The 22,022-nt window shown below is 59.6% G+C and carries 18 protein-coding genes; 10 read left to right on the top strand and 8 right to left on the bottom strand.

Going from position 1 to position 22,022, the window contains the following annotated elements; genetic code table 11:
- Positions 1-65: 65 nt before the first annotated feature.
- The 4 genes from uca to G411_RS0114740 are packed head-to-tail and all read left to right on the top strand — an operon-like array spanning position 66 to position 6,304.
- Positions 66-3,704 (top strand): urea carboxylase, encoded by a 3,639-nt coding sequence (uca, locus tag G411_RS0114755; RefSeq protein WP_022959990.1) that lies wholly within the window; start codon positions 66-68, stop codon positions 3,702-3,704.
- A complete protein-coding gene (atzF, locus tag G411_RS0114750) occupies positions 3,701-5,512 on the top strand; it encodes an allophanate hydrolase (protein ID WP_022959989.1) in 1,812 nt (603 codons plus the stop codon). Before uca ends, atzF begins: the two co-directional genes overlap by 4 nt.
- Positions 5,513-5,549: 37 nt before the next feature.
- Positions 5,550-5,789: a CPXCG motif-containing cysteine-rich protein gene (locus tag G411_RS22575; RefSeq protein ID WP_022959988.1), complete on the top strand. Its 240-nt coding sequence runs from the start codon at positions 5,550-5,552 to the stop codon at positions 5,787-5,789.
- A gap of 2 nt (positions 5,790-5,791) precedes the next feature.
- Positions 5,792-6,304: an O-acetyl-ADP-ribose deacetylase gene (locus G411_RS0114740; protein WP_022959987.1), complete on the top strand. Its 513-nt coding sequence runs from the start codon at positions 5,792-5,794 to the stop codon at positions 6,302-6,304.
- Between the two features lie 3 nt (positions 6,305-6,307).
- Here G411_RS0114740 and G411_RS0114735 read toward each other — a convergent pair whose 3' ends face one another.
- Positions 6,308-6,736, bottom strand: a complete 429-nt coding sequence (locus G411_RS0114735) for a TlpA family protein disulfide reductase (protein ID WP_022959986.1) — start codon at positions 6,734-6,736, stop codon at positions 6,308-6,310.
- 72 nt (positions 6,737-6,808) lie between these two features.
- Here G411_RS0114735 and arsC point away from each other — a divergent pair, with 72 nt between their 5' ends.
- Genes arsC through sppA form a run of 4 tightly spaced genes read left to right on the top strand, consistent with a single transcriptional unit; the run spans position 6,809 to position 9,998 of the window.
- Complete coding sequence (gene arsC / locus G411_RS0114730; protein WP_022959985.1) at positions 6,809-7,162, top strand: arsenate reductase (glutaredoxin); 354 nt, start codon at positions 6,809-6,811, stop codon at positions 7,160-7,162.
- Between the two features lie 12 nt (positions 7,163-7,174).
- Positions 7,175-7,780: an NAD(P)H:quinone oxidoreductase gene (gene wrbA / locus G411_RS0114725; RefSeq protein ID WP_022959984.1), complete on the top strand. Its 606-nt coding sequence runs from the start codon at positions 7,175-7,177 to the stop codon at positions 7,778-7,780.
- Positions 7,781-7,790: 10 nt separating this feature from the next.
- The gene (locus tag G411_RS0114720) at positions 7,791-8,171 is read left to right on the top strand and encodes a DUF2069 domain-containing protein (protein WP_022959983.1); all 381 of its coding nucleotides are present in this window, start codon (positions 7,791-7,793) and stop codon (positions 8,169-8,171) included.
- 12 nt (positions 8,172-8,183) lie between these two features.
- Complete coding sequence (gene sppA, locus G411_RS0114715) at positions 8,184-9,998, top strand: signal peptide peptidase SppA (RefSeq protein ID WP_022959982.1); 1,815 nt, start codon at positions 8,184-8,186, stop codon at positions 9,996-9,998.
- An 83-nt stretch (positions 9,999-10,081) separates the two neighbouring features.
- Here the strand turns inward: sppA and glpE are convergent, their stop codons facing one another.
- From glpE to cls, 7 genes are all read right to left on the bottom strand, one after another.
- Positions 10,082-10,399 (bottom strand): thiosulfate sulfurtransferase GlpE, encoded by a 318-nt coding sequence (gene glpE / locus G411_RS0114710; RefSeq protein WP_022959981.1) that lies wholly within the window; start codon positions 10,397-10,399, stop codon positions 10,082-10,084.
- A gap of 67 nt (positions 10,400-10,466) precedes the next feature.
- Positions 10,467-13,667 carry an efflux RND transporter permease subunit gene (locus G411_RS20670; RefSeq protein WP_022959980.1) on the bottom strand — a complete coding sequence of 1,067 codons (3,201 nt, stop codon included), beginning with the start codon at positions 13,665-13,667 and terminating at the stop codon, positions 10,467-10,469.
- Complete coding sequence (locus G411_RS20665; RefSeq protein ID WP_022959979.1) at positions 13,664-14,890, bottom strand: efflux RND transporter periplasmic adaptor subunit; 1,227 nt, start codon at positions 14,888-14,890, stop codon at positions 13,664-13,666. Before G411_RS20665 ends, G411_RS20670 begins: the two co-directional genes overlap by 4 nt.
- Positions 14,891-15,031: 141 nt before the next feature.
- Positions 15,032-17,344: a PqiB family protein gene (locus G411_RS0114695; protein ID WP_022959978.1), complete on the bottom strand. Its 2,313-nt coding sequence runs from the start codon at positions 17,342-17,344 to the stop codon at positions 15,032-15,034.
- Positions 17,337-17,954, bottom strand: a complete 618-nt coding sequence (locus G411_RS0114690) for a paraquat-inducible protein A (protein ID WP_022959977.1) — start codon at positions 17,952-17,954, stop codon at positions 17,337-17,339. The genes G411_RS0114695 and G411_RS0114690 overlap by 8 nt, the downstream gene beginning before the upstream one ends.
- Entirely contained in the window at positions 17,951-18,559 is a 609-nt protein-coding gene (locus G411_RS0114685; protein WP_157581341.1) for a paraquat-inducible protein A, read from the bottom strand. Before G411_RS0114685 ends, G411_RS0114690 begins: the two co-directional genes overlap by 4 nt.
- A 19-nt stretch (positions 18,560-18,578) precedes the next feature.
- Entirely contained in the window at positions 18,579-20,141 is a 1,563-nt protein-coding gene (gene cls / locus G411_RS0114680; RefSeq protein WP_211218354.1) for a cardiolipin synthase, read from the bottom strand.
- A gap of 54 nt (positions 20,142-20,195) precedes the next feature.
- Here cls and G411_RS0114675 point away from each other — a divergent pair, with 54 nt between their 5' ends.
- Together G411_RS0114675 and G411_RS0114670 are read left to right on the top strand one after the other, a co-directional pair.
- A complete protein-coding gene (locus tag G411_RS0114675) occupies positions 20,196-20,654 on the top strand; it encodes a MaoC family dehydratase (protein ID WP_022959974.1) in 459 nt (152 codons plus the stop codon).
- A gap of 127 nt (positions 20,655-20,781) precedes the next feature.
- A complete protein-coding gene (locus G411_RS0114670; RefSeq protein ID WP_022959973.1) occupies positions 20,782-21,984 on the top strand; it encodes an amidohydrolase family protein in 1,203 nt (400 codons plus the stop codon).
- Positions 21,985-22,022 lie beyond the last annotated feature (38 nt).

Below are 22,022 nucleotides of genomic sequence, written 5' to 3'. Positions count from 1 at the left end.
ATCCAACGACTTCAGTGGACGGCCACTGTCGTAGACACAAGCGGGACGGCCCGCAACGGACCAGCATGTTCAAGAAAGTATTGATTGCCAACCGCGGTGCCATCGCGACCCGAATTATTCGTACCTTGCGCGAAATGGGCATCACTTCCGTGGTGGTCTACGCCGACGTCGACGCCCGTAGTCTGCATGTGCGTCAGGCCGATGAAGCCTACAGCCTCGGCGAGGGCGGTGCAGCCGACACCTATCTCAACAGCGACAAAGTCTTGGAAATTGCCCGCGCCTGTGGCGCCGAGGCGATCCACCCCGGCTACGGTTTTCTCAGTGAAAATGCGGCTTTCGTCACTGCCTGTGAGGCGGCAGGAATCGTCTTTATCGGCCCCACCCCGGAGCAGATGCAAAGCTTTGGTTTGAAACACCGCGCGCGGGAGATTGCCGCCGCCGCGGGTGTGCCCTTGCCGCCGGGTTCGGGTCTGCTGGCGGATGTGGACGCCGCCTGCGCGGAAGCGGCCGATATTGGCTACCCGGTGATGCTCAAAAGTACCGCCGGGGGCGGCGGTATCGGCATGCAGGTTTGCGACTCTGAAGCGGTGCTGCGCGAGGCCTTTAACAAGGTCAAGCAACTGGGTAAGAACAACTTTGCCGACGACGGCGTGTTTCTGGAGAAGTACATTGCCCGCGCCCGGCATATTGAAGTGCAAGCCTTTGGCGACGGCAAGGGCGGTGTGCTGGCCATCGGCGAGCGCGACTGCAGCGCCCAGCGCCGCAACCAGAAAGTCATTGAAGAGTGCCCGGCGCCGAATTTGCCCGAGCCAGTGCGTCAGCGGCTTTACACGCTGGCCGAGGCGCTGCTGTCCAGTGTGAACTACCGCAATGCCGCGACGGTGGAGTACATTTTTGATGCCGATACCGAGGAGTGCTATTTCCTCGAAGTGAATACCCGCTTACAGGTGGAGCACGGCGTCACAGAGATGGTCTGGTCGGTGGACCTGGTGCAGTGGATGTTGCAACAGGCGGCGGGGGAACTGCCGTCACTGGATGCGCTGCGTCAGGGGCTGTCTGCCAGCGGGCACGCGATTCAGTTGCGAGTGTATGCCGAAGATCCCTACCGGGATTTTCAGCCCTGCGCGGGGCTGCTCAGTCATGTGGCATTTCCCCAGCCTGATGAAGCGCTGCCGGGCCTGCGTATTGAACACTGGCTGGAAAGCGGTATTGAGGTGTCACCGTACTTCGATCCGATGCTGGCGAAAATTCTTTATCGGGGCGAGGACCGTGACGCCGCGATCCAGGGTTTACGGGAGACGCTGGATCAGACGCAGTTGTACGGCATTGAAAGCAACTGTGCCTATCTGCGTTACTTGCTGGATGACGCCGTGGTGGCGAAGGGCGACGTCACAACCCGCTATCTTGCACAGGTAACTTGGCAGCCTGCGCGTATCGATGTGCTGCAGGGCGGTACTCAGACCACCATCCAGGATTTCCCCGGTCGCAGCGGTTACTGGGATGTGGGCGTGCCGCCCTCGGGGCCCTTCGACAATTATTCCTTCCGCCTCGCCAATGCGATGCTGGGCAACACGCCTGATGCGGCGGCACTGGAAGTCACCCTGCAGGGGCCGACCCTGCAATTCAGTGCGCCGACCCGCATTGTGGTGGCGGGGGCGGCCATTCCACTGAGTCTGGATGGCGAGCCCGTGGCGATGCACACGCCGGTGGAGGTGGCCGCTGGGCAGACTCTGATCATGGGGCGTATCGAGCGCGGCGCGCGGGCGTATCTGGCCGTTGCAGGTGGCCTAGATTGCCCCGAGTACCTCGGCTCGCGCTCCACCTTTACCCTCGGCCAGTTCGGCGGCCATAACGGCCGCGCGCTGCGCACCGGCGATGTATTGGCGCTGGCGCAGAGCGCATCCGCTGGGCTGGCGCTGAGCCCGGATCAGGCCGCTCTGCCGGACATCGGCTCGCAGTGGTCGCTACGGGTGATTTATGGCCCCCACGGCGCGCCAGACTTTTTTACCGACGCTGATATCCAGCAGTTTTTCAGCACCGACTGGGAAGTGCATTACAACTCCAGCCGCACCGGCGTGCGCCTGATCGGCCCCAAACCGCAGTGGGCACGCCAGAGTGGCGGCGAAGCGGGCATGCATCCGTCCAATATTCACGACAACGCCTACGCCTTTGGCACGGTGGATTTTACCGGCGATATGCCGGTGATCCTCGGCCCGGACGGCCCTTCACTAGGCGGCTTTGTCTGTCCGGCTACGGTGATTACCGCCGACCTGTGGAAACTCGGCCAGTTGCGCGCCGGGGATACGCTGCGCTTTGTGCCGGTCAGCGTTGACGCGGCGGTGGCGGCTGAGCGTTACCAGCAGGCCTTTTTAGCCGGTGATGAGCTTGGCGATAACACCGCTGCTGCCGAATCCGCGGCGCCGGTCTCTGTCGAGGCCCTGCCGTCGCCCATCGTGCAACGCCTCAGTGCGGACGAGGTAGGCGATGAGGTGGTTTATCGCCTGGCGGGCGATCACTTCCTGCTGGTGGAATACGGCCCGCTGGAGCTGGATATTCGCCTGCGCTTTCGCGCCCATGCGCTGATGCAGGATTTGCAGCAGACACCATTGCCGGGGCTGCGTGAACTCACGCCGGGCATTCGCTCACTGCAACTGCATTATGACGCGCAGCAATTACCGCTGCGTGAGCTACTGGACGAGCTGGCGCGCCGCGAACGGCGTTTATCGCAGCGCTTGGATTCCCTGCACGTGCCATCGCGCACGGTGTGGCTACCGCTGAGCTGGGACGACGAGGCCTGCCAGTTGGCAGTGGATAAATATCACCAGTCAGTGCGTGCCAATGCGCCCTGGTGCCCGAGCAATCTGGAATTTATCCGCCGCATCAACGGTCTCGACAGCATTGCCGAGGTCAAGGATATCGTCTTCGACGCCGCCTATCTGGTGATGGGCCTGGGCGATGTGTATCTGGGGGCGCCGGTCGCGACGCCGGTCGATCCGCGTCACCGCTTGGTGACCACCAAATACAATCCGGCGCGTACCTGGACCGCAGAAAACTCGGTGGGTATCGGCGGCTCTTATCTTTGCGTGTACGGCATGGAAGGGCCGGGCGGTTACCAGTTTGTCGGTCGCACCCTGCAAATGTGGAATCGCTACCGCCGTACGGCCGCGTTTACCGAGCCCTATCTGCTGCGCTTTTTTGATCAGATTCGCTTCTACGAAGTCAGCCACGATGAACTCGCGAAAATCCGTCGTGATTTCCCGCTGGGCGACTATCCGCTGCGCACCGAGGAGGGCGAATTTTCGCTGGCGGAGTACGAGGCGTTTACTACCCAGCACGCGGCGGAAATCGACACCCATACTCGCCGCCGAGAGCAGGCCTTCGACGACGAGCTGGCGCGCTGGCATGCCGAGGGCCAGTTCCACTACGAGACACCGGAGGTCGAGGTCAGCGACGATACGCTGGTGATTGGCGACGACGATATTGTGGTGGACAGCTCAGTGGCGGGCAGCGTTTGGCAGCTTAATGTGGCCGAGGGCGATACCGTTGAAGCCGGGCAGTGCGTGATGCTGCTGGAGTCGATGAAGATGGAAGTGGCCGTGCTGGCCAGCCAGCCAGGGCGAGTGAAAACGGTGGTGGTGAAAGCGGGTGGCCGTGTCAGTGCCGGTCAGCCACTGTTAATTCTGGACGGGGAGGAGGCCCAATGACATTGCCCACACTGAGTCGCCGCAGCCTGCATCAGGCTTACCGCGATGGCAGCCTGACACCGCGCAAGCTGATGGCCGAGATTGCCGCGCGCTGCGACGCGCTCAACGACCACAATATCTGGATTTACCGCCTCAGCGCGGCGGAGCAGGAGCCGTATTTACAAGCGCTGGATGGGCATAGCCCCGACAGCCTGCCGCTGTTCGGCCTGCCCTTTGCCATTAAAGACAATATCGATCTGGCGGGGGTGCCGACCACGGCGGCCTGCGACGCCTTCAGCTATACCCCCTCGCAATCGGCGACGGTGGTGCAAGCACTGATTGCCGCCGGGGCGATTCCGGTGGGCAAGAGTAACCTCGACCAGTTTGCCACCGGTCTGGTGGGTACCCGCTCGCCCTGGGGTGCCTGTAAAAACAGTGTCGACCCCGACATGATCAGTGGCGGTTCCAGCTCTGGCTCGGCGGTGGCCGTGGCCAAGGGGCTGGCCTGTTTCAGCCTGGGCACCGACACGGCGGGGTCGGGTCGTGTGCCCGCCTGCTTTAATAATCTGGTGGGCCTCAAGCCCAGTATCGGCCTGTTGTCGGCCACGGGGATGGTGCCCGCCTGCCGCTCGCTGGACTGCATGACGGTGTTTGCGTTGAACGTCGACGATGCCCACGCGGTGCTGTCGGTGGCTGAGGGCGAGGACGCCAGTGATGCCTACAGCCGCACCAACCCCTTCGCCAACCGTTCCCGCCATTACGGACGACACGCCGGCAAATTGCGCCTGGGCGTGATGCCAGCGGAACAACTTGCCTTTTTCGGTCACGCGGGCTACGAGCAGGCCTATCAGCAGAGCCTTGCGGCGATTGCCGAGGATGACGAGGTTGAGCTGATCGAGGTGGATATGTCGGCCTTTCTCGATGCAGCCAAACTCCTCTATGAAGGCCCCTGGGTGGCGGAGCGTTATCTGGCCTGCTCACCGCTGATTGAGGAGCAGCCCGACGCACTGCTGCCGGTCACCCGAACGATTATCAGCGGTGGTGCAATGCCGTCAGCGCGGGATGCCTTCTCTTTTCAGTATCGTTTAAAAGCCTTGCGCAAACTGGCGCAGGCCGCGCTGGATTCGGTGGATGCACTGCTCACACCCACCGCGCCGCGGCCCTATACGATTGCCGAGCTGGACGCTGATCCCATCGCCCTGAACAGCAATACCGGCTACTACACCAACTATATGAACCTGTTTAACCTCTGCGGTTTGGCACTGCCTACGGCGTTTACCGACGAGGGTTTCCCCTTTGGCCTGACGCTGGTGGCCGAGGCCTTTGGTGACCGCAAGCTGCTGTCGATTGGTAACCGTCTGCAGCAGCGCTTTGCCCTGCCGCTGGGCGCGGAAAAGCGCGCGTTTGAACCGCTTTCCGAGAATGCTTCGACAGCGGCCGAGCGGGTGGACGTGGTGGTTTGCGGCGCCCATCTGGACGGCCAGCCCCTGAACTGGCAGCTTCGTGAGCGTGGTGCCACCTTACAGCTTTGCACGCAGTCAGCCCCTGATTACCAACTCTATGCCTTGCCCGGTGGGCCGCCGTTGCGCCCGGCTATGGTGTTGGCCGAGCCCGGAAAGGGACAGGCCATTGAGGTGGAGGTGTGGTCCATGCCGATGGCTGAGTTTGGCAGCTTTGTAGCGGGTATTCCTTCGCCGCTGGGCATCGGCAAAGTACGGCTGGCCGACGGACGGCTCTGTCCCGGCTTTATCTGCGAGCAGTCGGGGATTCACGGCGCGACGGACATCAGCCATTTTGGCGGCTGGCGGGCCTACCTCCGTAGCCTGTAACGTGGCAGCATGGCGTTTTTGTCATCATGGCTGAACCATGTTGGAAAGCTGGAAAGATTACTGCCCCTACTGTGGCGAGCGCATCGAGCTGCTGATCGACCCGAGCCTGGCAGGGGAACCGTACGTTGAAGACTGCGAGGTATGTTGCCGTCCCATACGCGTCAGCGTGAGCGATGGCGATACTGCCGATAGCTGGGCACAGGCGATAGACGAGCTGCCCGCGTCAGCGTCCGAATCCGGTTTGCAGGTTCAGCTCCAGCGCGAAGATGAGGTGTAAACATGCCGGCTGAACTGCACGCCATACAGGCCGATATCTGCCAGCTTGAGGTCGATGCCATTGTTAATGCCGCCAATAACAGCCTGCTGGGCGGAGGCGGTGTCGACGGGGCGATTCACCGGGCGGCGGGCCCAGAACTGTTGAACTTTTGTCGCGGCTTGCAGGGCTGCGCGACCGGCGATGCCAAGGTCAGTCCGGGTTTTGCATTAGCCGCCAGATATATCATTCACACGGTGGGGCCGGTGTGGCACGGCGGTGATCAGGGTGAGGCAGCGCTGCTGGCGAGTTGCTACCGGCGCTGTGTTGACGAAGCCAAGGCGCTGGACCTTGCCACGCTGGCGTTTCCCGCCATTAGTTGTGGCGTTTACGCTTACCCGCACGATCAGGCCTGCCGAATTGCGGTGTCGGCCCTGCGCAATGCGCTGGGTGAGCCGGGCAGTCTTAGAGAGATATACCTCGTTGCTTTCAGTGCCGAGATGCTGTCGCAGTGGCAGCAGGCACTGGCGTGCGGTTAGCTGTTAGTCGCGTCCCATGGCTTTCAGCAAACTCTCTTCGGTTTGTGGGCCGGTCAGCACCGCGTGCAACTCGCCGTTGGGGGAGAGCACATACGTAGTTGGCAATACACGGGGGCGTTCCTGTGCCAACAGTTCTGCAGGATCAGCCATCATGCTGGCGAACTGAATATCCAGCTCGGCGATGGCGTCCTGCAGTTCCTGACCTTGCAGACGGTCGTAATTGGCCCCGAAAACATCGATGTCTGCATGTTCTGCATTGAGTGTGTTGAGCTCCGGGATTTCATCGCGGCAGGGGCCGCACCAGGTCGCCCAGTAATTGATCAGCACCCAGTTCCCGGTGTTCGGCAAACCCTCCGGTGCGGTCTCGCTGCGACCACAGGCCAGCAGAACGGCGCAGCTGAGAATGAGCACAAGTGAACGCAGTTTTATCATTTCCGATTCCAAATGGTTGCCAGCAGTGCGCTGTGTATAATGTCGCTCATCTTTTATTACGCAGGATGAGCCATGTCTGTTTACACCCTCTACCACAATCCCCGCTGTTCCAAGTCGCGTCAAACGCTGCAGTTGTTGGAAGAGCGCGGCATTGCGCCGGAGATTGTGCTGTATCTTGAAAACAGCCCCGACGCCGAGACTCTGCGCGGCCTGTTGAGCAAGCTCGGCATCTCAGCGCGGCAATTGTTGCGCAAGGGCGAGGCAGAATACAAGGAGCGGGGGCTGGCAGATGAGTCGCTGAGTGAGGCGGCGTTGATTCAGGCAATGGTCGACGCGCCGAAGTTGATTGAGCGCCCGATCGTGGTTCGCGGCGATCGAGCTGTACTGGGCCGCCCGCCGGAAAATGCTCTTGAACTGATCGATTGACGGAGAGCCGATATGGCAGAGCAGCCGTATATTCTGGTGTTGTACTACAGTCGCCACGGCGCGACGCGATGTCTTGCCGAGCACATTGCCCGCGGGGTGGAGCAGGCGGGGATGGAGGCGCGGCTGCGCACCGTGCCGTCGGTGTCGACGGACTGCGAGGCGGTAGCGCCGGATATTCCCGACAGTGGCCACCTCTATGCCACGGAAGAGGATCTGCGCGATTGCGCCGGGCTGGCGCTGGGCAGCCCGACCCGTTTCGGCAACATGGCCGCCGCGATGAAATATTTCCTCGATGGCACTTCATCGCTGTGGATGAGCGGTGCCTTGATCAATAAGCCGGCGGCGGTATTTACCTCGTCTGCGAGTTTGCACGGTGGGCAGGAAAGTACGCTGTTAACCATGATGATTCCGTTGCTGCATCACGGCATGGTGATCGCCGGCTTGCCCTATAGCGAGTCTGCGCTGAACAGTACGGAAACAGGCGGCACACCCTACGGTGCCAGCCATGTTGCCGGCGCCAGTGGTCGCGATGTAGATGAAACTGAATTAGCCCTGGCGCGGGCGCAGGGCAAACGCCTGGCGACGCTGGCGCAACAACTGGGCTCAAGGGCCCGTTAAGGAAGTCGATATGTCTGTTCAACAGCGCGCCGCAATCAGTGGCGCTGTGATGAAAGTAGTGTATGTGGGGTTGTTGATTTCCCTTACCCTCAGCACCTGGGTTTGGGTGCAGGAAGGGCGTCAGCCCAGTATTACCATCTGGGTGGTACGTGAACTGCCCATGCTGCTGTTCATCAGCGCGGTATTCCGCGAGCAATTGAAGGGCCTGGCCTGGCTGTGTTTTCTCAGCCTGTTGTATTTTGCAATGGCGGTAACAGAAGCCATGTCGCCCTTTGCCATATGGTTTAACTACATTGAGCTGGCGCTGGTGGTACTGCTGTTTTGCAGCACTATGGCGTTTATTCGCTGGCACGCTCAAGCGCAACGCAGTCACGGCCAGGATGCCGCGTAAACAGGAGTAGGTATGAGTCAGAAAAACCGCGGTTTCTTTTCCCGCATGTTGGCGGTGATCGATGCGATGCGTCGCTGGATCGTGAACCTGCTGTTTCTGTTCTTTTTCGGCTTCATGCTGTTCAGTCTGTACAACGCTTTTCGCATCGATGTTCCCGGCGGCGGCGCGCTGGTGCTGATGCCCGAAGGAAACGTGGTCGAGGAATACACCGCGGTTGATGCACTGACGCAACTCAGCGCAGATGGCCGCCCCCAGGAGACCCTGTTGCAGGACCTGATTGATGCGGTGGATTACGCAAGGGAAGACAGCAGCATCAAGGTCATGCTGTTGCTGCTGGACGATCTACAGCATATCGGGATGGCCAAGGGACTGGAGCTCGGTGAGGCGTTGCAACGTTTTCGCGAATCAGGCAAAGAGATTGTCGCCATGTCCGGCAGCTACGATCAGGACAGCTATCTGCTGGCGGCGAATGCCGACCGCGTGCTGGTCCACAATATGGGCGGTGTCTCGATTGAAGGCTTTTCCGTGGTGCGCAACTACCTGCGTGATGCCTTGGAAAAGCTGAAAGTGACGATGCACGTATTCAAGGTCGGCAGCTACAAGTCGGCTGTTGAACCGCTGCTGCGCAACGATATGTCGGAGGAGGCCCGCGAGGCCAACCGCGGTTGGCTGGAGCCGCTGTGGGATCTGTATCGCGACCGCATTGTGGCGGCGCGCAATATCACCGTTAACGACTTTGATTATTACGTCAATAATATCGACCGCGTGCTGGCGGGCAGCGGTGGCGACGCCGCGCAGGCCGCGCTGGATTATGGTCTGGTGGATGGCATTGTCAGCCGCCCCACGCTGAGCAATATGATGGCGGAGCAGGTTGGCTGGGACGAAGACGGTTACTTCAATCAGGTTTACTACCGCAACTATCTGCGCTTCAAACGTGCGGTGAACCTGCCGAATAATGATGCCGGTGTGGGCGTCATTATCGCCAGTGGGAATATTGTTGATGGCGATCAGCCGCCGGGAACCATCGGCGGCGACAGTCTGGCAAGACTGGTGCGTCAGGCACGTCTGGATAATAAGCTGAAAGCCTTGGTACTGCGTGTCGACAGTGGCGGCGGTTCCGCATTTGCATCGGAAGTGATTCGCGCGGAGCTGGAAGCCCTGCAACAGGCCGGTAAGCCGCTGGTGGTGTCGATGAGCAGCATGGCGGCATCCGGTGGCTATTGGATTGCGGCGGGGGCCGATGAAATCTGGGCCAGTCCGGCTACCCTGACCGGGTCGATCGGCATTTTCGGTGCTTTCCCCACGGCAGAGAGACTGCTGGAAGACCTGGGTGTTCACACTGACGGAATCGGCACGACTGCGGTAGCGGGCAAACTGCGTGTCGACCGGCCTCTCGACCCGATTGTCGCCCGAGCCATTCAGCGCGGCATTGAACACGGTTATCAGCGTTTCATCAACGTGGTGGCGGAAGGGCGCGGCAAGTTACCTGAGCAGGTGAAGCCTATCGCGGAGGGCCGGGTCTGGAGCGGTATGGATGCCCACGAACTGGGGCTGGTCGATCGCCTTGGCGGCTTGGATGGCGCGATCACCTCGGCTGCACAGTTGGCGGGTTTGTCTGATGACAGCCACCGCGTGCTTCGCTTGCCCCTGAGTCCAGAGGAAGAGTTGCTGCGTTGGATTATGGAGGCCGGCGTTGTCAGCAGTCAGTGGCTGCCCGCTTCTGTATCGACGTTGCTGCAGCAGTGGCTGCCCAGTGTGAAGGCGATGCCGGTGCTCAACGATCCGCGCGGTGTCTACGCGCAATGCCTGCTCTGCGCAGCGCCCTGACCACGATGGGGCAATCGCCCCATCGTTCTTACTGCCGAATGCGCCCGCTTATCACATGGATTTTCTTGAAGTGGGGTTGAGACTTACTCGGTCCCGCTGACTTGCGGATAGTGCTGGCGCCAGGCCTCAAAGCCGCCGTCCATGCTGTAAACCTCGGTGAAGTCTTTCTCGACAAAAAACTGCGCTGCGCTTTGACTGCTGTTGCCGTGGTAGCAATAGATAATCAGAGCCTGGTCGGGATCGGCGGCCTCGATAAACGCCTGGAGATTGTCATTGCGAAGATGGCTGGCACCTTCGATATGACCCAACTGGTAGGACTGCTCGTCGCGAATATCGGCCAGCTGTGCGCCCTCTGTCAGCAATTGCTGGGCTTCGTCGATGGAAATACGTTTGAAGTTCATGGTCTCGGGGCTCGGGAAAAAAGCGTAGGGTAGCGCGGTGTTGACCGCGCTGCCACTGAGATTGTCATCAGGATGGGTTAGCGGGCAGGGCGTGGGCCTGCTGTTGCTCCTCGTCCTCAGGCTTACCGTCCGGCGTATGACTCGCCTCCAGATCTCTGCCTTTGCCGATCAGGGCATGGAAGTCTTCCAGCACAATGTACATACAGGGAATCAGCACCAGGGTGATGACCGTGGCGAAGATAATACCGAAGCCGAGTGATACCGCCATCGGAATAACAAACTGCGCCTGAAGGCTGTCTTCCATCAACATCGGCAGCAGACCGAAGAAGGTGGTCAGCGACGTTAACAGAATGGCCCGGAAGCGTTTGCAGCCCGCATCGACCACTGCTTGCATAATCGGCGTGCCGCGTTTCACCGCCGCATTGACGAAGTCGACCATAATCAGACTGTCATTGACCACCACCCCGGACAGGGCGATAACGCCGAAGAACGACAGCATGCTGAACGCCAGGTCAGTCACAATATGGCCAAACACGGCGCCGATAATGCCAAAGGGAATCACCCCCATAATAATCAGGGGCTGCATATACGAGCGCAGCGGCACCGCCAGGAGCGCATAGATGCCGAACAATGCCAGTGCAAAGCCAACCATCAGGCTGTTCATCAGCGTGATGGTTTCCTCGCTTTCCCCGCTGAGTTTGATATCCAGCCCCGGATAGCGTTTCTGCATTTCCGGCAGCAGCGTGGTGAGAATGGCTGAAGTGACTTTATTGGGTTCAACCCTCGCCTTGTCGGCCTGCGCGCTGACAGTAATAGAGCGCTCGCCGTCAATACGGGTCATGCTGGTGTAGGCGGGTTCGATGCTCAGCTTGGCGACGCTGCTCAGTGGCACGAAGGCGCCATCGTTTGAGCGGATATACATGTTCTGCAGGTCGGAAATGGCAGAGCGTTCCTCGCGAGGGAAGCGCACCATTACTTTCACTTCGTCATTGCCGCGCTGCACTCGCTGGGCCTCTGCCCCGTAGAAAGCATTGCGCACCTGCTGTCCCAGCGCCGCGGCGCTCAGGCCCAAGGTTTCGGCTTCCGGTTTGATTTGCAGGACGATCTCGTCTCGCAGCGCACTGGCCCCGTTGCGGATGTCGTAAACGCCGTCGTACTGGCGCAGGGCGTTTTCCACTTCACTTGCCGCGGCCGCAAGATCTTCCGCATGGCTGCTGCTCAGTTTCAGTGAAATCGCGGCGCCCATCTGCTGGTCGGCGATACTGACCGCGAGAATTTTGGCGCCGGGAATTTCACCGATCTGCTCGCGCCAGCGCCGGGCAATTTCGGCCCCGTCGATGTCGCGCATTTCGTTTTTGGTGAGTTCGGCCATAAAGGTCACGTGGCGGCCGCCGTTGCCGAATGCAGCGACATGGCTGACCAGTCGACGGTTTTCATCGCCCTCGTGTTCGGCCGCGTAGGCCTCATCAACGATGCGCAGGCTTTCGTCCATATGCTCAAAGGCGCGCCGGGTTTCCGCTTCCGGCGTGCCCTCGACCATTTCCAGGCTGGCCTGAACGAAGTCGCCCGGGACTTCAGGAATCATCACAAAACGGACAACGCCGCCAGCCACCAGACCAACGGTGATAATCAGCATGGCGAGAAAGCTAGCCGCCGTAATGTAGCGCTGCCGGATCGCTTTTTCGATAAAGGGGCGATACAGGCCTTCTACAAAGCGCGTCAGCAATTCATTGGTTTTTGCCGGAATGCGGTCGAGTTTCTGCCATACCGGTCCGGTGCCCGGCTTACTGTGGGCGAGATGCGCTGGCAGAATCCATTTGGATTCGATCAATGAGAACGTCAGACAGAGAATGACGACCCAGCCAACCGCTTCCGGGAAGGTGGCGAAAACGCCGGTAGCGAACAGGGTGGGGGCAAAGGCCACAATGGTGGTCAGCACGCCAAAGGTGGCGGGGGTGGCTACTTTCAGGGCGCCCCGGATCACAGTATCGAGTGAGTGCCCGCGCTCCTCGGCTTCAGCATAGGCGCTTTCACCGATGATAATGGCGTCGTCGACCACGATCCCGAGCACCAGAATAAAACCGAACAGGCTGAGCATGTTCAGGCTGATATCGACAATCGGCATCAGGGCAAAGGTGCCCAGAAAGCAGATGGGCAGCCCCACCATCACCCAGAATGCGAGCTTGATGTTCAGGAACAGGCTCAGCACGACGAACACCAGCAGCGCACCCATGCCGAGGTTGTCGATCATCATGTTCATACGGCCTTTCAGGTAGTAACTGATGTCGGCGAACTGCGACATCTGTACACCTTCAGGCAGTGTGGGGCGCTTGTTCTCTACATAGCGGGACACGGCATCGGCAACCTGAATCAGGTCCTGACTGCCCACTGAGAACACTTGCAGGCCCAGGCTGGGTTTGCCGTCGAAATAGGCAAAGCCATCCACTTCCTCGAAGCCGTCGTTAATATTGGCGATATCGCCAAGCGTTACGCGGGTGCCGTCGGGGAAGCTGCGCAGCACCAGTCGCTCGAACTCGTGCTGCCGACGCGCCTGCCCCTGCGTGCGCAGGGAGATATTGCCATTGTTGGTTTTGATGGTGCCGCCGGGCAGGTCCCGCGACGAGGCGCGAATGGCGTCGGCGACATCGTTGAGTGTCAGGCCGTATTCCAGCAGCCGGTGCTCGGGAATTTCTATGCTGATTTCAAAATCCCGGGCACCGTTAATTTGTACATAGGCGATATCCGGGTCCTGCAGCATCTCCAGCTTCACCTGCTCGGCGAGGGCTTTCAGGCTGCGCTCGTCAAGGTCGCCATACAGCTCGACGTTAACGGTGTGATTCTGGATCTCCATGCGTTTAATGACAGGGCGCTCAGCCTGCTCAGGGAAGCTGACAATACCGTCTACCGCACTTTTGACTTCGTCCATCACGGCGAGGATGTCGTAGTCCTTGTAGATATCCAGCTTGATCGTGGCCAGGGACTCATCTGAGGTAGACTCAAAATCTTCAATCGCTTCGACGTCCTGCAGCGCTTCTTCGATCTTGAGTACCACACCGTCTTCCACTTCCTCCGGCGTCGCGCCGGGATAGGGGACAGTGATGGTGATAATGTTGATTTCGAACTCGGGTTGCAGGGTGCGCTGTATGGCCAGCGCTGAGCCGATACCGACAAAGAGAATCACCACCATTAACAGGTTGGCGGCGACGCTGTTGCGGGCAAACCAGGGGATAATCCCTTTGTTCGTGTCGATGATTTCTTCCTGGCTCATCGCGCTTCAGACTCCTCGGCCAGTGCGCTGAGACCGTCCGGACGGCTGCCGTCCAGCAATTCGCGGGTGGACACTTCGGTATTCACTTTCACCAACGTGCCACTGATGGCGTTTGGCACCGATGACAGGCAGATGCGATCGCCGTTTTCGAGACCTTCATAGACGTAGACCATTTTGCCTTCCGTACGCAGCGCTTTGATATCGCGGTTGCGCAGGCGCTCATTTTCATCCACTACCCAGAGTTGATTGCCGGTGCGAAGAATGTGGCGGGGGACGGGAACCAGATCCGGGATTTCGCGGCCTTCGATATTGGCTTTTACGAAGGTGCCGTTGCGCAGCACTTCGCCCTCACTGTTCAAGCGGTAGGGGTCTTCCACCGCGGCGACCACGAACAACACGCGGCTGCGCTCATCCAGCACACCCTCGCTGCGCACAATGCGTGCCGGCCAGCGGTTCCCCACATCGTCCTCCAGCACGACCCGAGGCTGTACGTCACCGTCGTGGGTGCCGGGCAGCTCCAGATAGGGCAGGCGATCTGTGGGAATAGGCAGGCGCACCTCGGCAGTATTGACTGAGAACATCTGGCCGATAACGGAGCCGGCGCTGACGAATTGCCCCAGGTCGACCTGTCTTGCTTTGATCATGCCGTGGTAGGGCGCCCGGATTTGCGTGCGAGCCAGATTGATACCTGCCTGTCGGCGATCGGCCAGCGCCGAGTTCAGTCGGGCCTTGGCTTCATTTAGCTGGGGCAGGCGAAGAGACAGCGCTTTCGCTTCTTCGCTGACATGCTTACGGGGGTACTTTCGCAGATCTTCCTTGGCGACGGCGGCGCGGCCTTTTTCCTGTACGAGGTTGCTGTGTGCCGTGGCGACAGAGGCCTCTGCCCGTTTAAGCTCGGCGCGGTAGTTGCGGTCATCGATCGCCAGCAGGATCTCCCCTTTGTCCACCAGACCGCCGTTTTCGAAGTTCGGCGATACCCGCATGACCTGCCCCGAAACTTCAGCGACCAGATTCGTTTCAGTGTGGGGCTGCACCGTGCCCTGGCTCTGAACATTGATGGTCAGCGGCTGCTTCTCGGCCACGGCCACATCAATAATCAAGGTGTGGGGCACGATCTCGCTCTGCTGAGGAGCGGGACGCAGGGCAAACAGGATAAGGGCGATGACAATCGCGACAACAGTAATGATTACGACCGCGAGGGCCTGTTTGGGCGGTTTTTGCAAAACGGCAATCTCTTTATGGGTTTGCTTAGCGCAATAGCTGTTGTGAGGCCTCTAATGACGCACCCCACAGTGAGAGCGTCATTCTAGCCTTATCTACCATCAATCTGTGTGAAAACTTGGTAACGCTATGTTTATTCTGCGCTAATTGGCTGTGGTTGCACCGATGGGGATTGTTGGCGACCATTCCTGCCACTCATCGCGTGCACGTTTGTGAAGGTGATAGTGCTGCCCAGATGTCGCCTGGGCGGCAAGAGGTTGTTCCTCGCTGCTGCCCGGAGGCGTGGCGAAGGCGATGCCTCCGGCAATGAGCGACTCCACCGAGCTGCTGCGCACGGCCGCGCCGCTGAACAGACCGAATTCCACGGAGACTCCGCTGGCATTCCAGAAACGGCTGTTGGCCCTGACCAGGGTCGCATAGCGCGGCTCGATATTAATGTGGATCAACGCATTGCGGGCGTCTGTCGACAGCTCCACCCCGAATACCTCTCCTACGGGGATATCCCGGTAATAGACTTTGACCCCTTCTTTTATCGAGCCGCGTTGCTCAGCACTGAGCACCAGATTCAGGCCCTTGGCAGGCGCGGGTTGGCGCGGTGGCCTTTCGAGGCCGACAAAGCTGGTCTGGGTCTCGCCGCTCCCCGGCAGGACGCTGATGTAGGCACCGGTCAGCAGCGTTTCAATATTGCGGGTGCCGACCAGACCCAGTTCGGGTTTGATCAGCCAAAAACGACTGCCTTGTCTCGCCAGTGCTTTGGCCGTGGGGGCGAGGCGGGCGCTGACGACCACGCCTTGCATATTGCTGTCGAGCTCAACGGCGGTGACTTCGCCCACTTTGATGCCTTCGTACTTGAGCTCCGTGCCTTTGCTCAGGTTGTTGCCACTGGCAAAGTAGATACGAATTTCGCGGCCTTTATCCGCAAAGCTGCTTTCGTAGTCATCGTGAAGGGTGTATGTCAGTCCTTCCCAGGCGGCTTGCGGCTTTTTCACCTCGGGTGTGTGGAACGCGATGCCTCCCGCCACGATGGTGGCCAGGGATTCGGCTTTCACATTCAGACCACTCAGCCCTCCGCTGACGCTGATGCCACTGGCATTCCAGAACAGTGACTCCCGGTGCAGCAGCGAGGCATAACGCTGGTGGATAAAGATGCCAATCTCGACACCGTCGGCGACCAGCTTCACCGTTTCGACCTGACCAACGGCAACCTTGCGGTAGTAAACCTTGCTGCCAACCGAAACCGAGTTTAATTCTTCAGCCTTGAGCACAACCCGCAGTCCGGGGGCTTCTATGCGCTGTTCCGGTGGTTCGCGCAGCGCGGTGTATTGGGAGGCCGCCTTACCCGGTTCGCCATCGACGCGCACCGATATATAGGGGCCACCAATCAAGGTATCCAAGCCTTCAATGCCTGCGCTGGAAACCTGGGGTTTGACCAACCAGAAGTCGCTGTCGGCGTTGAGGTAACTGAAATACGGCGCATTGATGCGCAGCTCGGCTTCGGCGCCCTCTTTGGGGCCGCCACTGCGAAATCGCAGCGCTTCGATACGGCCAATACGCAGGCCCTGCAGGCGCACATCTGCGCCTTCACTCAAGCCTTCGGCATCGGGGAAGTGAACCAGAATTTTACGTCCGCCTCGGGCGCGCTCACGGTTCTCAAACAGCTTGAACTGCTCGCCATCCTCTACGGTGTTACCGCCCTTGGGGCTGTCGAAAGCGACGCCGCCGGCGAGTACGCTGGCCAGCGAGCCGGTGTCGATGTTCACGCCTTGCAGTCCGGCGTTGATGCGCACGCCGCTGGCATTCCAGAAACGGCTGCGGTCGTTGACCAGATGGGCATAGCGTGGGTCGATGCGCAGCGCGATTTCGACGCCGTCGTCGACCAACTGGTAGCCCTCGATATCGCCCACATCAATCTGCTGGTACAACACCGGCGCGCCGACGGTGAGTGATCCCAGTTGCGCGGCGCGCAGGCTGAGCTTGAGCCCCGGACTGTTGTCGGTGAATGGCGGTGCTTCCGGCAGCGCGGTGAATTCAAGGCTGGTCTGGCCGTCACCGGGTTGAAAGCTGATGTAGTTACCGCCTACCAGTGTATCCAGCCCGGAGACGCCGGACAGGGAAATTTGCGGTTTAACCAGCCAGAACTGGGTGTTGCTGCGAATCAGCGGTTCGATCTGGGTTTCCAGTTCCAGCGTGGCACTGACGCCATCCAGTTTGTCGTTCAGGCGCAATTGTTTCACCGTGCCCACGGTAATGCCCTGATAGATCACCGGGGTTTTGCCGGCGGAAATCCCGCTGCCGTCGTCAAAGTGCACCGTGATCTGCAGGCCGGTCTCGGTAACGTTCTGATAGAGTAGCCACAGTGCGATGGCCGCCGCGACAACAGGCAGTAACCACACTGCAGAGAGGCGTTTAGGGGGCTGATAGTTAGCCTCGGGATAATGGGTATCGGTGTCAGTCATCGTGTTCGAGGTCCCAGATCAGGCGAGGGTCAAAACTGGTGGCCGCCAGCATCGTTAATACGACTACACTGGCAAAGGCCGTGGCGCCCGGTCCGGTATGAACCGTGGCGATATTTCCCAGGCTGACCACTGTGACCAGAATGGAAATCATAAACAAATCAAGCATGGACCAGCGGCCAATCAGGTGCACAAAGCGATACAGCACCGTGCACTGGGTTTTGCTCAATGGTAGACGAAACTGTACCACCATCATCAGCAAGAGCAGTGCGACGATTTTGGCAATCGGTACCAATATGCTGGCGATAAACACCACCGCGGCAATGGCGTGAAGCTCATTCTGCCAGAGGCGGACGATGCCCGACATGATGGTGTCGGGTTCGCCGTGACCGAGGTTGACGACAGTCATGATGGTCAGGGCATTGGCGGGCACCAGCAGCAGCGCCGAGGCGATGCACAGGGCCAGCGAACGCTGCAGGCTATGGTGGCGCCGGTAAAACAGGTGGCTGTGACACCGGGGGCAACGGGCATGTTTGGCCTCGGGAGCCAGACGGCTGAGCAGACCGCACTGATCGCAGCGTGCCAGCCCCTGTCGACGGGCGATGCGGGTCATGCGCGCTGCTCCCAGTCGCGCCAGGCGCGCTCGCTGTCGAAGCTCTGAGCGCAGATAATCAGACTGAGCATCAAGCCTGCCAGGCAATAGCTCCCGCTGAGGATTTCCACATCGCCATCGTCCATCATTTTCACGTAGGCCACCAGAATGCCGATCGCATAGACCTCCAGCATGCTCCAATGTTGCATGAAGTGGGCGAGTTTGATGCTGCTGGCAAAGTTACCGGGAATTCGGCGCCGATACTGGCAGAGACCGATGTAGCTGTTCAGCAAGAGGTGCATGAGTGGGGCGAGGAGAGAGCAGAGCAACACCAGCAGTGACAGCAGCGGAAAACCCTCTTGCCAGAGTCGCAGTACGCCTTCCGCCAGGGTATTGCTGCCGGTTTGTCCTGCCAGTGTGAACTGCATAATCGGCAGGGCGGTGGCGGGGATAAATAGAATCAGGCCCGTCAGACCTGCCGCCAGGCTCAGTTGGGGAAAGCGTGACGCCGGCTGCGCGACCACGGCATTGCATCGCGGGCAGTGCGCCCGCAGCCCCGGCTTGGGCGCCGCTTCCACCAACAGGTCGCAGTCGGGGCAGGCGAGCATGGCAGTCTGAGTCGTCATGGGCAGGCGGTGAATGGCATTACTGCAGCGGGGCAAAAAGGTAGGCACAGCGGCTGAGCAAGCGCCTGAGCAGTGACCACTTGGCTACCTCGGCGGGCAGCAGTTGGCGGCAGAGCTGAAAATCCTGTTGGAGCATATCGGCCAATTCCTGTGCGAAGTCCTGATCGTAGATGACAGCGCTGATCTCAAAGTTGAGGCGGAATGAACGGTTGTCCAGATTTGCCGTACCGACCGACGCAATATCATCATCCACTAACAGCACTTTTTGATGCAAGAAGCCGCGTTGGTAGTAATAGAACTGCACGCCCTGGGGCAGGGTTTCGCGAATGGCGGTGAAGGACGACAGCTTAATGCTGTGTTTGTCGGCCAGCTCGGGCAGCATAATGCGCACATCCACGCCGCGCATGGCCGCCAGTTGAAGGGCATGAATAATGGCGACATCCGGTACGAAATAGGGACTGACGATCCACAGCCGCTCCCTGGCCTGATGGATCAGCGATTCGAAAAACAGGGCGCAGCTTTCCACATTGTCGGCGGGCCCGGTGCCGACCATCAGCATTTGCATGTCGGCATCGCTGCTGACGGTCGGCGTCCAGTTCAAGGGCGGCAGCGACTCCGTTGCCCAGTACCAGTCCTCGGCAAAACTCAATTGCACGGCCTGGACCACCGGGCCGCGCATCGCCAGACCGGTGTCCCGCCACGGCGTGAGGACGGGGTGCATATGGCGATACTCGTCGCCGATATTCATACCGCCAATCATTGCGTAATCGCCATCGCAGACTACGATTTTCCGGTGATTGCGGAAGTTGAGTTGCAGGCGGTTGCCGGTGCCTTTGGTGCTGTTGAAAGGGACAATCTGCACGCCCACGTCCCGAAGCTTTTGTAAATATAGGCGGGGCAATTTCAGGCTGCCGATTTCATCGTAAATGAAATACACCGCCACGCCCTGGCGGACTTTTTCGGTGAGCAGGGCGGCCAGTTCACGGCCGATCGCGTCGTCGCGGACGATGTAGAATTCGAGCAATACATAGCGTTTGGCTGCGCGGATGCGATCAAAAATTTCGGCGAAGGCCTGCTCGCCGTCAACCAGCAGTGTTGCGCTGTTGCCGCGGCAGAAGGGCAAATTGCTCAGGCGGCTCAGGGCGCTTAGCCGGTGATCCTCCCGGCAGGGAAAGGTTTCCAGTTCGGCGTAATGGGGGCCGAGTTCCCGCACGAGGGCATCGATGGCGCCGGTGTCGCCGCGCTTGGCAATGGCATAGCCGCGGAATTTACGCCGTCCGAAAATCCAGTAGAGGGGCACAAAGACAATCGGCAGGCCGACGAGCACGATGCTCCAGGCGACGGCGCCCTGAGCGGTACGGGTTTTGAGGATGGCCTCAAGCGCAGACAGAATGCCGAGCACCGCAAAGGTGGCCGCGATCAGCGCGGCGATACCCGGCAAGTTGCCTTGCAGCCACATCAGAATACTTGTGCCTAACTCGTCGATGCTCATGGTCGATGTTCTGTGACCCCCCCAGCGCCCCGGCTTCACCCGCATAGACGATGCCGGGTGGTGTGCGGCTGATGGTAAAGTGATTGTCATGAAAATACGACTGCGGCTTTTTGTGGGCCGCTGTCAGAATAAGGACCATTAGGAATGAGCAGAGTTTTTTCCACCCCTGCCGAGTTGTTGGATGCAGTGGGCGAACACCTGGGTGCCAGCGAATGGCTGGAAATTGACCAGGAGCGTATCAATCAATTTGCTGATGCGACAGGGGATCACCAGTGGATTCACACCGATCCCGAGCGGGCGAAAGATGGCCCCTTCGGCAAGTGTATTGCCCACGGCTACCTGACCCTATCGCTGGTCAATATGTTCCTGCCGCAAATCATCGATGTGCAGGGCATTTCCATGGGCGTGAATGTGGGCTGTGAGCGTATCCGCTTTCCGGCGCCGGTGCCCGTGGGATCACGTGTGCGCGGCGTGGGCGAGCTGCTGTCGGCAGAAGAACTGAAAGGCGGTGTCCAGTCTGTGGTACGCATTACCGTGGAAATTGAGGGCGGCGATCGTCCCGCCTGTGTTGTCGACACGATTAGTCGCTACTTCCCCGCCTGACTTTCCTTTCTCTTTGCGCGGCGCCCGGTGATTGGAAATGTCACCACGGGCGCCAGTCGCTGTCACTGCTAAAGTTTCATCTCCGACGTAGAGTACGGTTTTTCGTTATTCGCTGGAGAAGCTGATCATGAAAGAACTCGGCTATCGGATTATTGACTGCGACAACCACTACTACGAACCTGACGATTGCTTCCGTCGTCATATCGAGTCGCGCTACCGCGACCGCACCGTGTGGGTGGATCGCTCGCGCACTGATGGTTTCGGCACCATGATGTTGGGCGACGAACGCCTTAATTTCTTCAGCGTAGGTGTCGGCGATTACGTGGGCGCACCGGGTGCTCTCAAAGCCTTCTTCAAAGGTGAGAGCGACAGTGACGGTGCGGTGAACGCCAACGCTATTCGCGCCTCCGAGCGTCCGGCGTTTACCGATCGCCAGTCGCGGCTGGCGCTGATGGATGAGCAAAATATTGAAGCCAGCGTGATGATTCCGACACTGGGTTGCGGGGTGGAGTATCAGCTGCGACAGCCCAAGCACCGGGATATTGCCTACCCCAGCATTCGTGCTTTTAACCGCTGGGTAGCCGAGGATTGGGGTTGGGGACAGGATGGCCGGGTATTCTCGTCGGCGATGATCAGTCTCTGCGACCTGCCTGAAGCCCTCAAGGAGCTGGAGCGACTTATTGTTGAAGGTTGCCGCCTGATCCACCTGAACACGGGGCCGGTAGAGGGGCGTTCGCCGGCTGATCCCCATTTCGACCCGTTCTGGGCGCGAGTGCAGGAAGCAGGGGTGGTGATTGTTCACCATATCGGCAGCGGGCCGTTCAACGAGATGTACGCCAGTCCCTGGGGCGAGCCAGCGAATCCGCCGTCGCACCGCTATACCGCGTTCAACACCTTTGTCGGCATGGGGGAGCGAACCATTGTCGATCACCTTGCGGCGGTGCTGTTCCACAACCTCACCGGTCGTTTCCCGGGCCTGCGTTTCCTGATTGTTGAGTTCGGTGCGTCATGGCTGCCTCACACCTTGAAAACGCTGGATAAAATCTACCGTCTGGGTGACCACAAGAGCCGCTGGCCCTTTGGAAAACCGGCAATGCCCAGCGAGCAGTTCCGCGAGCACTTCAAGATCGTTCCCTTCTATGAGGACAGCTTTGCCGAGGTGGTCAAAGCCGCAGGGGTGGATGCCGTGGTGAACGGTTCCGATTTTCCGCATCCCGAGGGCCTGGAGTGGCCGGAGGAAATGGTTGACGAGCTGTCGGGTTTTTCCGCTGGAGAGGTGCGTAAAATCATGCGCGACAACGCGGCGAAGCTGCTGGGACTCGGCCATTAGTCCAGGCGCTTCGTTTATAAAAACGGCTATGTTTACAA

This window comes from Spongiibacter tropicus DSM 19543 (assembly GCF_000420325.1).
Taxonomy (GTDB): domain Bacteria; phylum Pseudomonadota; class Gammaproteobacteria; order Pseudomonadales; family Spongiibacteraceae; genus Spongiibacter; species Spongiibacter tropicus.
This window is presented reverse-complemented; position numbering and strand designations above follow the sequence as displayed.

Coding starts and splice junctions, on each gene's coding strand:
- uca (WP_022959990.1), top strand. CDS start 66: ATGTTCAAGAAAGTATTGATTGCCAACCGCGGTGCCATCGCGACCCGA.
- atzF (WP_022959989.1), top strand. CDS start 3,701: ATGACATTGCCCACACTGAGTCGCCGCAGCCTGCATCAGGCTTACCGC.
- G411_RS22575 (WP_022959988.1), top strand. CDS start 5,550: ATGTTGGAAAGCTGGAAAGATTACTGCCCCTACTGTGGCGAGCGCATC.
- G411_RS0114740 (WP_022959987.1), top strand. CDS start 5,792: ATGCCGGCTGAACTGCACGCCATACAGGCCGATATCTGCCAGCTTGAG.
- G411_RS0114735 (WP_022959986.1), bottom strand. CDS start 6,736: ATGATAAAACTGCGTTCACTTGTGCTCATTCTCAGCTGCGCCGTTCTG.
- arsC (WP_022959985.1), top strand. CDS start 6,809: ATGTCTGTTTACACCCTCTACCACAATCCCCGCTGTTCCAAGTCGCGT.
- wrbA (WP_022959984.1), top strand. CDS start 7,175: ATGGCAGAGCAGCCGTATATTCTGGTGTTGTACTACAGTCGCCACGGC.
- G411_RS0114720 (WP_022959983.1), top strand. CDS start 7,791: ATGTCTGTTCAACAGCGCGCCGCAATCAGTGGCGCTGTGATGAAAGTA.
- sppA (WP_022959982.1), top strand. CDS start 8,184: ATGAGTCAGAAAAACCGCGGTTTCTTTTCCCGCATGTTGGCGGTGATC.
- glpE (WP_022959981.1), bottom strand. CDS start 10,399: ATGAACTTCAAACGTATTTCCATCGACGAAGCCCAGCAATTGCTGACA.
- G411_RS20670 (WP_022959980.1), bottom strand. CDS start 13,667: ATGAGCCAGGAAGAAATCATCGACACGAACAAAGGGATTATCCCCTGG.
- G411_RS0114695 (WP_022959978.1), bottom strand. CDS start 17,344: ATGACTGACACCGATACCCATTATCCCGAGGCTAACTATCAGCCCCCT.
- G411_RS0114690 (WP_022959977.1), bottom strand. CDS start 17,954: ATGACCCGCATCGCCCGTCGACAGGGGCTGGCACGCTGCGATCAGTGC.
- G411_RS0114685 (WP_157581341.1), bottom strand. CDS start 18,559: ATGACGACTCAGACTGCCATGCTCGCCTGCCCCGACTGCGACCTGTTG.
- cls (WP_211218354.1), bottom strand. CDS start 20,141: ATGACAATCACTTTACCATCAGCCGCACACCACCCGGCATCGTCTATG.
- G411_RS0114675 (WP_022959974.1), top strand. CDS start 20,196: ATGAGCAGAGTTTTTTCCACCCCTGCCGAGTTGTTGGATGCAGTGGGC.
- G411_RS0114670 (WP_022959973.1), top strand. CDS start 20,782: ATGAAAGAACTCGGCTATCGGATTATTGACTGCGACAACCACTACTAC.